The organism is Pseudomonas sp. MIS38 (assembly GCF_019891575.1).
In the GTDB taxonomy this organism is placed as follows: domain Bacteria; phylum Pseudomonadota; class Gammaproteobacteria; order Pseudomonadales; family Pseudomonadaceae; genus Aquipseudomonas; species Aquipseudomonas putida_A.
The window spans coordinates 196855-210926 of record NZ_JAFLXF010000010.1 but is presented as its reverse complement, the minus strand read 5'-3'; the positions used below and the strand labels follow the sequence as shown (position 1 = coordinate 210926).

Sequence of the window (14072 nt, the reverse complement as noted above, 5' to 3'; positions counted from 1 at the left end):
GAGACCGATTCATCAGGCCGAACTGGTGAAATGAAGGCCTGCCTGACGGCAGGCCATTACCGGCCCGCACACAAAAAATCTGACACTCTCGGGTCATCGATTTTTCGCGGTGCATGATCGCCCCGCACCGAGTTAGCATCCATCACTACCATGACGCCTACGACGTAAGCGTGGCAGCTTACGAACAACCGGCCTTCAAGCGTGCGAGGCAATATATCAGTGTGGTTGGAAGGTACATCTATCTGACCTTCCCGCTGACCAAAGATGAAGACTTCCCCAAGGTATGGGAAGAGTATCTATCCATACGCAAACGCCAACTGGATGAGCTCTATTTCAGAAACTGATCAGTGGGCGCCAATATCATCGTAGCTATTTGTGCGCCCTACCCGATCAACTCGTCCATCACCTCATACTTAACCACCACCCGATTCCGATACAACCTCACCCGCTCCACCAACTCCCCCACCTGCCCCTTCTCCCGCACTTCCCGCCAAATCTCATTCTCCCGATACACCCGCTCTCCCTCCCGTACAAACCGGTGCCCTTCCTGAAACACGTGATACCGATACTCCCGCACCTGATCGCACAACAACTCGCCCTCCAGCTGCGTGTCCCCCACATTCAAATTCAACTGAAAACTCCGATCCGTCGGGTTGTGCAGTACCAGGTCAACGTAGTTGTAGAAAATCGCCGCGCCGGAACCGAATGGCAGTACTCGGCCTTCGTCCGGGAATGGGTCGAAGCTGTGGTTGGAGCGTTCAACGACTATCAGCGGTGAGTGGATCGCCATCCAGTGGATCAGGTTGCTCAGTTGGCAGATTCCGCCGCCGATACCGCGTCGCGCTTCGCCGAAGGACAGTTCCATGCCTTCGACGTAGCCGCGTTTGCGGGTTGGGCGGCCGACGAGGCGGCAGAAGGAGAAGTGTTCGCCGGGGGCGATGATGAGGCCGTCGATGGCGGCGACGGCGAGTTTGAGGTTGATGACTTTGTTGTGTTGCAGGGCGAGGTCGGAGTCGCCGAGTTTGCGGATGAGTTTTGAGGTGTGTTTGAGGTAGCGGAATGGCAGACGGTCAGCGTCGGCAACAAGGCGCGAATAGCTTTTGCTGGAGCAACGCCAGGCGATCTGGCGGAACAGTCTTTTTTGCCACACGCGCAGCCAGTACAGGGCCGGGTGGTAGAGGGAAAGTGGTTTCATCCGTGAGTCTACGGCGGGCGCCGTTTGTTCCTTGAAGCGTGCAAAAGGGGTGCGCAGTTTAGCGTACGTCGCGCGCGAGGTGTCTTGGCTCGACACACTTTGACGTGTTTGCTGAACGCCGAATTAAGCTTCAACTAAGCTTGCGTCGCTAGCATCCCGGCCCGAGAGACACCTGTCGCCGATCAACCGCGGATGAGCTTCCCGAATGAGCCAGTTTGATTTACCAGCCGTTACGCAGCCGAATTTCAGTCTTGTATTGGTAAATTACAAAACCCCGGACATCACCCGGATGTGCCTGGAGTTGTTGCGCGAGCACGTCCGGGCGCAGCGCATTCCGGTTTGGGTGGTGGACAATGATTCGGCGGATGCCAGCCTGGATTACTTGCGTTCGCTGGACTGGATCAATCTGATCGAACGTCCCTCCCCCGGCAAAGAAGCGGGACATATTGCGCATGGCAAGGCGCTGGATCTGGCGCTGGAAAAAGTTGAAACCGACTATCTGTTTCTGCTGCACACCGACACCTTTGTCTACGACAAGGAAGTCTTCGCGATGATGCTGCGTGAGTGTACAAAGTCTGCGGACATCGCCGCAGTCGGGTGTGTCGAGCAAATCAATCGAGGGATTCTGAGAGACACCTGGCGACTAACTTCGCGGTTTTGCAAACACTATATTCGCCGGGCGAAAACTGCGTTGGGTTTGCGCAGTAAAGAGCCGAAACCTTATCGGGAAACTCACCTCAAGAGTTTCTGCACTTTGTGGAACGCCAAGTTGATGAAGTCCCATGGACTGCACTTTTGCATGGATGACCGAGTGCCCGGTTATACCCTGCAGGATCGAATGGTCGGTCTGGGCTATGGCATCAAGCTGCTGTCACCACGCAAGATTTTCCGCTATCTGGATCACATCCAGGCAGGAACCGTCGCCGCCGCCGGTACGTACGGCAAAAACCACCGCCGCACCAAGATGTATGAAGCCACCCTCAAACGATTTGAGGGGCAGGCATCGGCATAATCGCGAACACAAAAAAGGGCGACTGCAAAGTCGCCCTTTTTTTATCTGAAATTGTATACATCCGCTCCGAAGAGGTGTTCGCCCAGTGTAATGGCCTGGCAATCCATGCACCGGTAAAGAGCCCTGACACTGGGCGAACGGGAAGGATTTTAATAGAAGTTGGCTGATATGTCGTCATGCACAAAGGTAAATTTTACGTACGAAAAAGTTAATAGATATTTATCGACGAAATCCTTTCGTGAAACTTTCAAAGCACGGTTCAGCTCATTTCAGATGATTGTTCTCATACAATAATCTGTACAAGAACAATCATCTTGTAGAGTTAATACTCAGCTTTCATGCTGACTGGTCACTTTTAATACATCGGTATAAGTGACAACTACGCTCTGCCCGACTTTCAGATCTTTCAGCTTGGCCTGAATTTCAGGCTTTTTGACGTCGAGGATTTTCGACTGACCTTGAGGGTTTTCCAGGGTCACCTGATTTTGCTTCAAATCAATTTTGGTGATTTTCAATTGCACCTGAATCTGGCGATAAGCCTCGCCGCCCGGGTTTTCGCTGCCCGGCGCCTTGCGCAGCTCGCCGCTACGCTCGACGGTGCCAGGCAGACCTTTATCTACATCGGTATCGAGGTAAGCCGCCACCGAGCGTTGTACTTCGACTTTTACCAGATCGCCGACCTGAAGATTGGCGAGGTTTTTCGCCTTGTCGCTGAGCTGAACGTGAACCTGACGACCTTCGGCGCCTTCCAGCACCACCTGATGGTTGGCTGCATCGACGGCCAGCACTTTGGTGGTGACCTGATCGGCCTCGACGGTGGCGGACAGCGGAATATCGGCCGCCATGGCGCCGAAGCTGGTGGCGGACAGGACGGTTGCGAGGGTGATGGCCTTGGCCAGAGCGTGGAGCTTCATAAGCGGTACTTTCCCTGTAATGAATGGCAGCAACCGGCGCCAACGTCTGTTTGGCGCCGAATGTGCCACTGAGCATAGACGCTGTTCAGGGCTTGGCTTTCGTTTCTGCCGCGGCGGTCTCCTGCGCGGTGGACTCGCCACTGGTGGTGCCCTTGCCGCTGTCCTCGCGCTGTTTGGGGTCGGTCGGGCGCAGCGCGTCGTTGTCGCGCTCGGTTTCTCCCGGTGGCCGGGGTTCGTCGGGGTGTTCGCTGGGGGATACGGGTTTCATGGTGGTTCTCCTCAGGCGTCAGGGTCATCCAGTTCATTGGTAACGTTCACGGCTGGCGAATTCTTATGCAGGTCATCGGCCTTGGCGCGCAGGATCTGCCACTGCTCCAGATCGATCGCGCCCTGGCCGAGCAGATCGTCGGCAATGCGTTGCAGGTCGAAATAGTGAGCGTCGGGGGATTGCTGCCAGTAGGTCTGATCGTCGAACAGGCGCTGCCAGGTGGTGAGGTCTGGGGGTTGCAGGTCGTCGCTCATGGGCGGGCTCCTCGCCGGGGTCTCGGAAATGGGCCGGGATTGATCGGTAGAGGGTGGTAGACGGGGCGGAGTTCCGGGCAATTGCTCTGTGGGTGGCTGTACCGGCGCCTTCGCGAGCAAGCCCGCTCCCGCAGGTTTTGCGTGTGAGCGTCAGTACCCGGTCATCTCCAGATAGCCGCGCCCGCCGTGGCTGCCGCTGATCCGCACCGGCCCTTCCCAGTAAGGGATGCGCAGGTTCATCCAGGCGTCGGGATTGAGCGCGTCGAGGCTGATGTCGAGGTGTTTGTCGGGAATGCTGATCGACCAGCGCACCGGCATCTGGCGGCCGGCAACTTTTGCGGTGTCCTTGGGTGTGAGTCTGATCTGCGCGCCGTGCAGGGTTTCGGTCTGGCCGTCGGCGTTGATCCAGGTGCCGGTCAGATACGGCGCGCCGTCGGTTTGCCGGGTGCGAAACAGCATCAGCGACTCACCACTGTCCAGATGCAGGGAAAACCAGTCCCACCCGGTCTGATTGGCTGCCAGCGGCTGACTGCTCCATTCACGATCCAGCCACGCCGGGCCGCTGACGGTGTAAGTCTGGCCGTCGATTTGCAGGGTGCCGCTGGCCTGAAAAAACGGCTGACTGTAGTAGTACGAAGCCTGACCCTGTTCGGATTTTCGGCTGAAACCGTTGTCACCTTGCAACACCAGTGGACGACTGGAGGTGAGGTGCAATTGATAGCTGAAAGCTTTGTCGCTGGCACTGAGTTGCAGATCGGTCAGCGGATCCTGCGCCTGACTGGCGAAGCGCCAATCATCGATCCACGCCTCGAACGGCGCGACGTTCACCCCGGCCTGCCCCACTCCGCCTCGGGCATAGCGCTCGGCGGCATGGTGCGCGGTGGCCGAAGTCACTGCGGCATGCCCGAGCCAGATCGTCTGGTTGGCCCAGCCAGGTTGGTCTGCCGCAGGTTTTAACGCACTGCGAAACAGCGTCCATTGCACGCCGAAATCGTGGCCCTGCTGATCCTTGAGATTGGCGGTGACATACCACCACTCGATACGAAAACCATCATGTGCGCCGTGATCTGCCGGGAAGCTGAACACCCGCCCCGGCACCACCGGTGTGAACTGCGCGGCCTGATCGCCGAGCCCGGCAAAACCCTTCTGCTCTGGCACAGGCTGATCGCAACCGCCCAACAGCAGCAACGCGAACAGCAGCGCAACCCGGTTAATCCTCATGAGCAAACGTCCTCAGCAGATCCGCAGGTTGCGTGCGGTACAACGAATACAGCGGCCACGCCGAGGCCAACAGCGTCGCCAGCAACGCCAGCCCTAGCAACTGCAGCAGTTGCAGCGGAAAGATCCGCAACGGCAAACGCCAGCCGAATGCCTGCACGTTGATCACCGCGTCCAGACACCACGCCAACGCGATCCCCAACGGCAACGCCAGCACCAGCGTCAGCACCGCCAGCAGCCAGGTCTGGCCGAGGTTAAGCAGCATCAACTGACGGCGCGTCACGCCCAAGGCCCACAGCGGCGCCAATTGCCCGAGGCGGCTCTGGCTCTGGGTCAGCAGGCTGATGAACAGCGCCACACCGGCTACCGCCAAAGTCAGGCTGTTGAGCGCGGCAGTGGCGGCAAAAGTGCGCTCGAAAACCTGCACCGACCAACCCTTGAGCCGCGCCTGATCGACGATGCGGCTGTCATCAAGCTGAAAGCGCGTTTGCAGTGCGCGCAAAAACGGCGGGATATCGGGCGGCGCGATGCGCAGGTTGAAACGGTTCGGCGTCAGTGACGGCCACAACCGCAGCAAATGATTGCTGTTGACCAACACGTGCCCCTTGGGATTGCCGTAGTCGGCGTAGATCCCGACGATCCGCGGTGACCACGCCCCGCCCGGTGTCGGCACGTTCAAATGATCCCCCGCCCGCACCTTCAGCCGTCGTGCCAGTTGTTCGCTGAGCATCACTGAATCGTCGTTCGCCAGATGCGCCCACGGATCACCGGCGATCGCCTCGAGCAACGGCCAGTGCTGGCGATAATAAGGATGATCGATCACCCCGAACACATCCGCCGGCCAGCCTTGCAGGGTCACCGCGACTTGCCAGTTGGGCAGCACCGCGCTGACGTTCGGCTGTTGCTTGAGCCAGGCGTACATCTCGCGCGATTGCGCCGGATTGACCGGGTTGAGGTACAGCTCGGCACTGAGGCGTTGTTCGAGCCAGTCGTCGAAGGTCTGGCGAAAACCGGCGGTCATGCTGCCGGCGCCGATGTTGGCCGACAGCGCCAGCAGCAACGCCATCAGCGCCAGACTGAGTGCCGGCAGTTGCTGGCGGCAATCGGCGAGAAACCACTGACCGAGCACCGAACGACTGCGCCCGAGCAACGGATTGAGCACTGCGCTGAGCACCACCGACAACGCCAGCGCAGCGCCGAGCAGCAACCCGGCCATCAACACAAAACCACTGCTCAGACTGTCGCCCCAGACCAGCGCCAGCAGCGCGATCAGTCCCAGCACCGCCGCCAGCCAACCCTGACGGCGCAACCAGCGCGCATGTTGCTGATGCCAGGCCTGCGGATCCGCCACCGCCAACAGCGGCAAGCGTGCCGCACGCAGCAGACTGTTGGCACCGGCGAGCAACGCGCCGAACAGGCTCAAACCAATACCGCTGAACCACCACCACGGGCTCAAGCGCAACTGCCCCGCCACTTCCGCGCCATAAAGGCCGCGCAGGCTGGCGGCGACATCCGGCAGCAACACGCTCGCCAGCCAGTAACCGCTGATGACTCCGAACACCCCGCCAGCCAACGCCAACACACCGAGCTCGACGACCAGACAGCCGATCAACATCCGCGCACTGACCCCGCAGGCGCGCAACGTACGCAGCAGGCCGCGACGTTGTTCCAGTGCCAGACCGATCGCCGCGTGCACGATGAACAGTCCGACCAGAAACGAGAGAAAGCCCAAGGCATCCAGGTTGAGGTGAAAGCTCTCGGTCAGGCGCGAAAGATTGTTTTCCTCGGCGCTGCTTTTGAGCTGCAGCCGGCCATTGAACGCGGCCGGCAGCTCGCCATGAAAATCCTTGGGCAGTAACAAGCGTGACAGTTGCCCGGGCTGTTCGAGCACGGTTTGCGCGACGCCGATGTCGACCAGCAACATGCCCGGTGCCATGTCCTTTTGCGCGTGCAGCGGCGGCAGCGTCTGGCCGCTGGCGGTTTGCGGCGTGGCGCCTTCGGTCAGGCCCAAGGCGTGCAGGGTTTCCGGTGAAATCCACGTGCTGCCCGGCGGCGAGAAGAACGCGACGATGCGCTCGATCGGCATCGCCTGCCCGGCCACCGCAGCGTCCGTCGGCAGCGACACCGGTTCGATGCCCATCAGTTGCAGCCGCTGATCCGGATGATCCTTGAGCATCAGCCGGCCTTGCAGCAGCGGCGACACCGGCCAGCCTGCGCGGCGCAGATCGATGAACCACTGCTGGGTGAACGTCGCACCGCTCGGTGTGGCCAGACTGGCCTGAGGTTCGCCGCCGATCATCTGGCTGGCCCGGGCGTAACTGTCGCGGGCCTGACTGTTCAGCGCCTCGACCCCGGTCAGCAGGCTGGTCGCCAGCCACAACCCGGTCAGCACACTGAAGAACTGCACCGGATGCCGCCGCCAATGGCTGAGTAGCGCGCGCAGGGTTTGCCAGAAAACGTTCACGTCAGCCGGCCACTGGACAACACCACCCGCTGCGCCAACCGCGCCGCCACGCGTGGGCTGTGGGTGACCATCAACAGCGTGGTCGGCGTGTCGTCGAGCAGCTCGAGCAACAGGCGCAGCACTTCATCGCTGGTGGCTTCGTCGAGGCTGCCGGTCGGTTCGTCGGCCAGCAACAGTTTTGGCCGCGACGCCAAGGCTCGGGCCAAAGCCACCCGCTGCTGCTGGCCGCCAGAAAGCTGTTCGGGGTAACGCTTGAGCAACTCGCCCAACCCCAGACGCTGCACCAGATGCGCCTGCCAGCGCGGCTCATGGCGCCCGGCCAGACGCGCCTGAAACGCCAGATTGTCCTCGACCCGCAGGCTGCCGATCAGGTTGAACTGCTGGAACACCAGACCGATTTCAGTGCGCCGCCAGTCGGCCAATTGCGCTTCGTTCATCTGCTCCAGCCGATGCTCGCCGCTGCGGATGCTGCCGCGATCAACCTTGTCGAGGCCGGCGATCAGGTGCAGCAAGGTGCTTTTGCCGCTGCCGGATTCGCCCATCAGCGCCAGACTGCTGCCGGGCTCGAGGGTCAGGTCGACGCCTTGCAGCACCGGTAACGGGCCTTGGGGGGTGAGGTAACTTTTGAACACGCCTTGAACCTGAAGCATGCCGCCATCCGTTGGGTCAGTGTGGGGCAAGGATAGCGGATTGCGGTCTCTTCAGATCAGTGGTGTTTGCACTGGCCTCATCGCTGGCAAGCCAGCTCCCACAGTGTTTTTGGGTGTATTCAGTATTTGTGAACAACCTCAATCCCTGTGGGAGCTGGCTTGCCAGCGATGAGGCCCGTTGGCCCGACACAAATCTCACTCCCCGGTCGCCACACTGGTCGCCGCCGCACCCGGTGTGACGATGGTCTTCAGATCAATGTGCTTCCACTCAGGCTTGGCCCCCAGCCGTGCATTGAAGCGGTAGTTGAAGGTGAAGTCGTCCGCTGTCGGCAGCGTCAACGGTTTGCCGTACAGCGCCTCGACTCCCGCCAGGTCATAACCCATCAACTGCAGCAGCGTCGGAAAAATGTTGTAGTGACTGGAGCGATCCTTGTTCGCCGGCAACGCTTGCGCCCAGTCCGGCCCGTGCAGTTGATCGCCCTGAATCACCACCAGTGGCACCAGCCCTTCTTCCTCCACCGGATCGCCACCGCAGTGGGTATTGAGCCCGGGGTTGCCGCGTTCATGCAGGTCCTGGCCGTGATCGGAGGTGTAGATCAGCAGCGCATTGTGCAAATTGGCCTGGGCAAATACCCGGGCGAAGAATTCGCCGACATTCCACAGCACGGTGTTCTTGTAGGCGTTGCGGTACAGCACCCAATCATCCGGCTGGCCGTTGAAACCGTCGCGCTTACCGGTATCCGCCACTTCGGTGAATTGCCCGCGCGGCAAGGTCGGACGGTAGGCCATGAAGGCGTCGGGGTATTTGTCGTGCACCGGGAAATGCGCGCCGACCTTGTTGATCACCACCAACTCCGGCTGATCATCGTTGAGCAATTCGATCAGCTTGGCGGCGGCAGCCATGTCGCGGTCACGCACGCTGGTCTGGTCAAACTGGACGAATTCATCGATGTCTTTTTTCTCGGTGTCGGTCATCAGGTTCTGCAGATTGCCGGCAGTCCGCTGAGCGTCGATGTACACCGTGCGCAACCCGGCCTTTTTCGCGTACTGCCAGATCGACGGCAGCGTGCTGTTGATGCGCATGTAATCGTCGCGGGTGCCGCCATAGCGCAACGTGACGTTGGTGTCGGCGCTGCAATTGGCGATGGATGCGGCGTAGCCGTAGTTGAAAATGTCGACGCCCGGATGCGCCTGATTAAGGTTGCTGTGCACCCCGAACGGCGCGTTGATGTCCAGGTAATTGCCGGAAATGCTTTCGTCGATGATCAGCACGATGTCGTGATTGATCGCCACTGCGTTGCGCGCCAGCGTCACCGGCTCGCGCGGGCCGACCGTGTTGTGCAGCGCTTCATAAGCGAACAGGTTCAGATAGGCCAGCGGCGTGTACATGATCGGCAAACCGCGCGCGCCCTCGCCCGCCCGCAGGAACAACACCGCGCTCAACAGCAGCACACCACACACCGGCGCCGCCACACGCAACGCGTTGGGCACCACCAGTGCATGGCGCGGTTTCAGACCGATGCCGAACAGCAACAGCAGACCACTGAGCGCGCCATGAATGATCGCGTCGCGATACTGGTAGGCGGCCTCCTGAATGAAGCCGCCGGAGTACACCAGCGAGACAAAACTGCTGTAGCTCAGGTAATCCGCGGTGACTCGGGTATAGACATCGAAAAACACCGCCGAGACAAACAGTGTTATTGCGAACAAGTGGCGAATGAGAGCCTGACGAATATAAGCCGTTAGATATAACGCTAAAGTAAGCGCCAAAAACATCGCGCCAAAAAGAAGTACAGCAAAACCGACGCCGATAGCATTTAACCGATCAACGTAATATTCGGAATAAAGCAGCAAATAAACAATTAAAAGTACTTCTTTGGCATATCTGAACATGGCGATACCGCTCGTGCAAAACGGCAGGGAGTCAAAGGTTTGTCGGTCAGAACCTGACACTAGCACCCAGCCATCAAAGCGCAAGAATTGACTGTTTTCTTTAGAAAGCGTCAAAAAACCGGTGACTCAAATCTGACACACACAAAACGCTAGAAGCCTTTAAATTAAAGACTTACAACCGTTTATCGCTTATTTAAAATCTGAACAAATCTGCAAAAAAACAACAAATCCAATCGCAGCAATGACTTGATGGCCAATCGCCAAAAAGCGCTCAAGTGTTATACAGGTGCAACATGTCATTTTGCTGACACGCTTTCCAAACCCTGCGCTATACCCCTTTTACAGTCTTCTTCCGAACTTCTTCTTTTCGCTCTATCGAGGGTGCGCAGATGGACGTGAGCGTATTTGGCACCGGCTATGTCGGATTAATTCAAGCCGCCGCACTTGCAGATGTAGGGCATCGGGTTTTATGTGTCGATATTGACCCCAACAAGATCAAGCAACTGCAACAAGCTGTGCCACCTATTAGTGAGCCAGGTCTTTCCAGCACCCTCGAAGAAAACATCAAGGCCGGCCGCTTGCTCTTTAGCACTCAGGCCAGCGACGCGGTGGAGCATGCCGAGCTGATTTTCATCGCCGTGGGCACGCCGGCCGATGAAGACGGTTCCGCCGACCTGACCCACGTGCTCAACGTCGCCCGGGAGATCGCCTCGCACATGGAGGCCGATCGCACCCTGATCATCAAGTCCACGGTGCCGGTCGGCACGGCTGACCAGGTCGCCGCCAAAGCCAGCGAAGAGTTGCTGCGTCGCGGCAAAAGTGCCCTCAAGGTCCGCGTGGTGTCCAACCCCGAATTCCTCAAGGAAGGCAGCGCCCTCGCCGATTGCATGCGCCCGGACCGGATCATCGTCGGCACCCGCGATGACGAAGCCCGCGAGCAGATGAGCGAGTTGTACGCGCCGTTCTGCCGTAACCACGAAAAACTGATGTTCATGGACAACCGCAGCGCCGAGCTGACCAAGTACGCGGCCAACGCGATGCTCGCCACGCGCATCAGCTTCATGAACGAACTGGCCAACCTCACCGAACTGCTCGGCGCCGACATCGAAGCGGTGCGCAAAGGCATCGGCTCCGACCCGCGCATCGGCTACCACTTCATCTATCCCGGTTGCGGCTTCGGCGGTTCATGCTTCCCCAAGGATCTGCGCGCCCTGCTGCACACCGCCGAACACAACGGCATGCCGCTGAAATTGCTGCGCAGCGTCACCGACGTCAACGACAGCCAGCGGCACATCCTCTTCGGCAAACTCAAGGCGCAGTTTCCGCAGGGTCTGGCCGGCAAGTCGATTGCGATTTGGGGCCTGGCGTTCAAACCCAATACCGATGACATGCGCGAAGCCCCCAGCCGCTACCTGATGGACGCGCTGTGGGCCGAAGGCGCCAGCGTGCAGGCCTACGATCCGGAAGCCATGTCCGAATGCCGGCGCCTGTACGGCTATCGCAACGACCTGCACCTGTGCGCCACCCGCGACGACACCCTGGAAGATGCCGATGCGCTGGTGATCTGCACCGAGTGGAAGAATTTTCGCGTAGTGGATTTCGAGCTGCTGGCGAGCAAGCTGCGCTCAAAAGTGATTGTCGACGGTCGCAACCTCTACAACCCGGAACACGTGGCCGCCGCCGGTCTGCATTACAGCGGCATCGGCCTGCGCCACATCGCTCCGGAAGGACTGCGCCCATGAAAATCCTGGTCACCGGCGCAGCCGGCTTCATTGGCGCCCATTGCGTGTTGCGGCTGATGCGCGACGGGCATGCGGTGGTCGGCCTGGATAACTTCAACGGCTATTACGACCCGCAACTGAAACACGATCGGGTGCAATGGGTGCGCGATCAGGTCGGGCATTTCCCGCTGGCGCGGATCGATCTGGCCGATGCCGCGGCGATTGAAGCGCTGTTTGTCCGCGAGCAACCGCAAGTGGTGATCCACCTCGCGGCGCAGGCCGGGGTGCGCTACTCGCTGGAGAATCCGAAGGCCTACCTCGACAGCAACCTCAGCGGTTTCCTGAACATTCTCGAAGGCTGCCGGCACCATCCGGTCGAGCATCTGATCTACGCCTCGTCGAGCTCGGTGTATGGCGCCAACCAGCACACGCCGTATTCGGTGCATGACGGGGTGAATCATCCGCTGTCGCTGTACGCCGCGACCAAAAAAGCCAACGAGCTGATGGCCCACAGTTATAGCCACCTGTTCGGCATTCCCAGCACCGGCCTGCGCTTTTTCACCGTGTACGGGCCATGGGGTCGGCCCGACATGTCGCCGATCCAGTTCGCTCGGGCGATCACCGAAGGCACGCCGCTGAAGCTGTTCAACTACGGCGAGCACCAGCGCGATTTCACTTATATAGACGACATCGTCGAAAGCATCGCGCGCCTCACCGACCATCCGCCGCACAACCACCCGGAGTGGGATCGTGAACATCCCGACGCGGGCAGCAGCATGGCGCCGTGGTGCCTGTTCAACATCGGCGGCCACCACCCGGTGGAGCTGAAAACCTATCTGGCGCTGATGGAAAAACACCTCGGCCAGAAAGCCATTGTCGAGCTCTTGCCCCTGCAACCGGGCGATGTGCTCAACACCTGTGCCGAGACCGATGATCTGGCCCAGGCCACCGGGTTCCAGCCCCGGATCGAGCTGGATGAAGGACTGGGGCGTTTCATCGCCTGGTTTCGCGACTACTACCCCACTGCCTATCGCCCACGCGCCGCTCGCGGCTGAACATCAGCGGAGGACCCCATGACTGGACATGAACAAGGTGTACCGATCAATCAGATGCGCCGCGACAAGCGCATGGATCCCGAGCACCGAATGCGCCTCGATAGCGCCATCCACCGGCAGGGCCGTGGCTGGCTGACCGGCCGCGACGGCGGTCGGCCATGGACGCTGTCACGCACCAACCGGGTATTGGCCTGCTTCGGTGCGCTGCTGATTCTGGTGATGTTTTCGCCGCTGCTGCTGGGCCTGGCGCTGGCCATCAAATTCACCAGCCCGGGACCGGTGATGTTCGTGCAGAAACGCACCGGTTATCGCGGCCGCACCTTCGGCATGTACAAGTTCCGCACCATGGTCTGCAACGCCGAAGAACTCAAGGAATCGCTGCGCCACCTTAACAAGCACGGGGTCGACGCCATCGACTTCAAGATCGACAAGGATCCACGCATCACCGGCATCGGCGGTTTCCTGCGGCGTACCAGCCTCGACGAACTGCCCAACCTGTTCAACGTGGTCAGCGGTGACATGCGCCTGGTCGGCCCGCGGCCGACTTCGTTCAACGCCTACCGCTACAAGGACAACCACCTTGCACGCCTGAGCATCTACCCCGGCATGACCGGCCTCTGGCAGATCTCCGGGCGCAGCAACATTGACTTCGACCAGCGCGTTGAGTTGGACCTCAGCTATATCGCCGAGCAAAGCCTTTTGCTTGATCTGAAGATCTTGTTGAAAACCCCCTTCAAAGTATTCAGCGGCCACGGAGCAAGCTAATGGACGGTTCAACCAACAAAAGCCTGAGCATTGCCAACCCCAGCGAATCGAACCTGATTTCGACCGTGCTGGATCTGGATCTGCGGATCCTGTTCCTGACCGCCGCCAACCCCGGCGCGGGCACCACCACCAGCGCGCTGGCGCTGGCCAGCCAACTGGCGCAGATGAGCAGCGGCCAGGTGTTGCTGGTCGATGCCAGTCAGTCGGCAGGCAACCTCACGCAGCAATTGAACCTGGGCAAGGAGCGCGGCCTGCGCGACCTGCTGTTCAACCCGGACAACCCGCCGCTGTTGCAGGACTGCGTGGTGCAGGTCTCGAGCCTGCCGTTTCATGTGCTGCCCAATGGCCGGCCGATCCGCACCCTGGAACACCTGACCGCCGAGCGCCTGAGTCCGCTGCTCGATCGGTTGGGCACCCAGTACCGCTTCGTGGTGATCGACGGTGACGCGGTGTATTCCGCCGCCGACACGCTGGTGCTCGCCACTCAGGTCGATGGCGTGGTGTTCGTGGTCCGCGCCGAAGACACCCGCTGGGAAGTCGCCCAGGCCGCCGTGCAACGCCTGACCCAGGCCGGCGCGAAAGTAGTCGGCAGCGTGTTCAACCGGCGCAAGTACTACATGCCCAAGTGGCTCTACAAAAACCTGTAAGCAAACGCGAAGGATG

At 60.0% G+C, this 14072-nt stretch carries 15 protein-coding genes; 7 read left to right on the top strand and 8 right to left on the bottom strand.

What is annotated here, in order from left to right; translation table 11 throughout:
- Positions 1-170 precede the first annotated feature (170 nt).
- The gene (locus J1G18_RS14275; protein ID WP_262415581.1) at positions 171-344 is read left to right on the top strand and encodes a hypothetical protein; all 174 of its coding nucleotides are present in this window, start codon (positions 171-173) and stop codon (positions 342-344) included.
- Between the two features lie 38 nt (positions 345-382).
- Here J1G18_RS14275 and J1G18_RS14270 read toward each other — a convergent pair whose 3' ends face one another.
- Positions 383-1195 carry a VanW family protein gene (locus J1G18_RS14270; protein WP_223007922.1) on the bottom strand — a complete coding sequence of 271 codons (813 nt, stop codon included), beginning with the start codon at positions 1193-1195 and terminating at the stop codon, positions 383-385.
- Between the two features lie 205 nt (positions 1196-1400).
- Between J1G18_RS14270 and J1G18_RS14265 the strand changes: the two genes are divergently transcribed.
- Positions 1401-2207: a glycosyltransferase family 2 protein gene (locus J1G18_RS14265; RefSeq protein ID WP_223007921.1), complete on the top strand. Its 807-nt coding sequence runs from the start codon at positions 1401-1403 to the stop codon at positions 2205-2207.
- Positions 2208-2536: 329 nt separating this feature from the next.
- On the opposite strand, the gene J1G18_RS14260 is transcribed toward J1G18_RS14265, so the two are convergent.
- The 7 genes from J1G18_RS14260 to J1G18_RS14230 all read right to left on the bottom strand — a co-directional run bounded on the left by J1G18_RS14260 (position 2537) and on the right by J1G18_RS14230 (position 9868).
- Positions 2537-3121 (bottom strand): hypothetical protein, encoded by a 585-nt coding sequence (locus tag J1G18_RS14260; RefSeq protein WP_098964562.1) that lies wholly within the window; start codon positions 3119-3121, stop codon positions 2537-2539.
- An 85-nt stretch (positions 3122-3206) separates the two neighbouring features.
- Entirely contained in the window at positions 3207-3389 is a 183-nt protein-coding gene (locus J1G18_RS14255) for a hypothetical protein (RefSeq protein ID WP_027611616.1), read from the bottom strand.
- Between the two features lie 11 nt (positions 3390-3400).
- Positions 3401-3643 carry a hypothetical protein gene (locus tag J1G18_RS14250; RefSeq protein WP_098964563.1) on the bottom strand — a complete coding sequence of 81 codons (243 nt, stop codon included), beginning with the start codon at positions 3641-3643 and terminating at the stop codon, positions 3401-3403.
- A 150-nt stretch (positions 3644-3793) separates the two neighbouring features.
- On the bottom strand, positions 3794-4864 hold the full coding sequence (locus J1G18_RS14245; protein WP_223007920.1) for a lipocalin-like domain-containing protein: 1071 nt from the start codon (positions 4862-4864) through the stop codon (positions 3794-3796).
- Complete coding sequence (locus J1G18_RS14240; protein ID WP_223007919.1) at positions 4854-7325, bottom strand: ABC transporter permease; 2472 nt, start codon at positions 7323-7325, stop codon at positions 4854-4856. The genes J1G18_RS14245 and J1G18_RS14240 overlap by 11 nt, the downstream gene beginning before the upstream one ends.
- On the bottom strand, positions 7322-7975 hold the full coding sequence (locus J1G18_RS14235) for an ABC transporter ATP-binding protein (protein ID WP_223007918.1): 654 nt from the start codon (positions 7973-7975) through the stop codon (positions 7322-7324). The genes J1G18_RS14240 and J1G18_RS14235 overlap by 4 nt, the downstream gene beginning before the upstream one ends.
- A gap of 195 nt (positions 7976-8170) precedes the next feature.
- A complete protein-coding gene (locus tag J1G18_RS14230; RefSeq protein WP_210558969.1) occupies positions 8171-9868 on the bottom strand; it encodes a sulfatase-like hydrolase/transferase in 1698 nt (565 codons plus the stop codon).
- A 389-nt stretch (positions 9869-10257) separates the two neighbouring features.
- On the opposite strand from J1G18_RS14230, the gene J1G18_RS14225 reads away from it, so the two are divergent.
- The 5 genes from J1G18_RS14225 to J1G18_RS14210 are packed head-to-tail and all read left to right on the top strand — an operon-like array spanning position 10258 to position 14056.
- The gene (locus tag J1G18_RS14225; RefSeq protein ID WP_096796216.1) at positions 10258-11610 is read left to right on the top strand and encodes a UDP-glucose dehydrogenase family protein; all 1353 of its coding nucleotides are present in this window, start codon (positions 10258-10260) and stop codon (positions 11608-11610) included.
- A complete protein-coding gene (locus J1G18_RS14220; protein ID WP_134786781.1) occupies positions 11607-12644 on the top strand; it encodes an NAD-dependent epimerase in 1038 nt (345 codons plus the stop codon). The genes J1G18_RS14225 and J1G18_RS14220 overlap by 4 nt, the downstream gene beginning before the upstream one ends.
- 28 nt (positions 12645-12672) lie before the next feature.
- Positions 12673-12780 (top strand): ESPR-type extended signal peptide-containing protein, encoded by a 108-nt coding sequence (locus J1G18_RS28430; protein ID WP_227698836.1) that lies wholly within the window; start codon positions 12673-12675, stop codon positions 12778-12780.
- On the top strand, positions 12735-13409 hold the full coding sequence (locus tag J1G18_RS14215; protein WP_410477712.1) for a sugar transferase: 675 nt from the start codon (positions 12735-12737) through the stop codon (positions 13407-13409). The genes J1G18_RS28430 and J1G18_RS14215 overlap by 46 nt, the downstream gene beginning before the upstream one ends.
- Positions 13409-14056, top strand: coding sequence for a CpsD/CapB family tyrosine-protein kinase (locus J1G18_RS14210; RefSeq protein WP_007961335.1), 648 nt, complete (start codon positions 13409-13411; stop codon positions 14054-14056). Before J1G18_RS14215 ends, J1G18_RS14210 begins: the two co-directional genes overlap by 1 nt.
- Positions 14057-14072: the final 16 nt, after the last annotated feature.

What these genes read in the sequence shown, in the direction of transcription:
- J1G18_RS14245 (WP_223007920.1), bottom strand. Translation starts at nt 4,864, where the DNA reads ATGAGGATTAACCGGGTTGCGCTGCTGTTCGCGTTGCTGCTGTTGGGC.
- J1G18_RS14250 (WP_098964563.1), bottom strand. Translation starts at nt 3,643, where the DNA reads ATGAGCGACGACCTGCAACCCCCAGACCTCACCACCTGGCAGCGCCTG.
- J1G18_RS14225 (WP_096796216.1), top strand. Translation starts at nt 10,258, where the DNA reads ATGGACGTGAGCGTATTTGGCACCGGCTATGTCGGATTAATTCAAGCC.
- J1G18_RS14235 (WP_223007918.1), bottom strand. Translation starts at nt 7,975, where the DNA reads ATGCTTCAGGTTCAAGGCGTGTTCAAAAGTTACCTCACCCCCCAAGGC.
- J1G18_RS14265 (WP_223007921.1), top strand. Translation starts at nt 1,401, where the DNA reads ATGAGCCAGTTTGATTTACCAGCCGTTACGCAGCCGAATTTCAGTCTT.
- J1G18_RS14230 (WP_210558969.1), bottom strand. Translation starts at nt 9,868, where the DNA reads ATGTTCAGATATGCCAAAGAAGTACTTTTAATTGTTTATTTGCTGCTT.
- J1G18_RS14255 (WP_027611616.1), bottom strand. Translation starts at nt 3,389, where the DNA reads ATGAAACCCGTATCCCCCAGCGAACACCCCGACGAACCCCGGCCACCG.
- J1G18_RS28430 (WP_227698836.1), top strand. Translation starts at nt 12,673, where the DNA reads ATGAACAAGGTGTACCGATCAATCAGATGCGCCGCGACAAGCGCATGG.
- J1G18_RS14260 (WP_098964562.1), bottom strand. Translation starts at nt 3,121, where the DNA reads ATGAAGCTCCACGCTCTGGCCAAGGCCATCACCCTCGCAACCGTCCTG.
- J1G18_RS14220 (WP_134786781.1), top strand. Translation starts at nt 11,607, where the DNA reads ATGAAAATCCTGGTCACCGGCGCAGCCGGCTTCATTGGCGCCCATTGC.
- J1G18_RS14215 (WP_410477712.1), top strand. Translation starts at nt 12,735, where the DNA reads ATGCGCCTCGATAGCGCCATCCACCGGCAGGGCCGTGGCTGGCTGACC.
- J1G18_RS14210 (WP_007961335.1), top strand. Translation starts at nt 13,409, where the DNA reads ATGGACGGTTCAACCAACAAAAGCCTGAGCATTGCCAACCCCAGCGAA.
- J1G18_RS14270 (WP_223007922.1), bottom strand. Translation starts at nt 1,195, where the DNA reads ATGAAACCACTTTCCCTCTACCACCCGGCCCTGTACTGGCTGCGCGTG.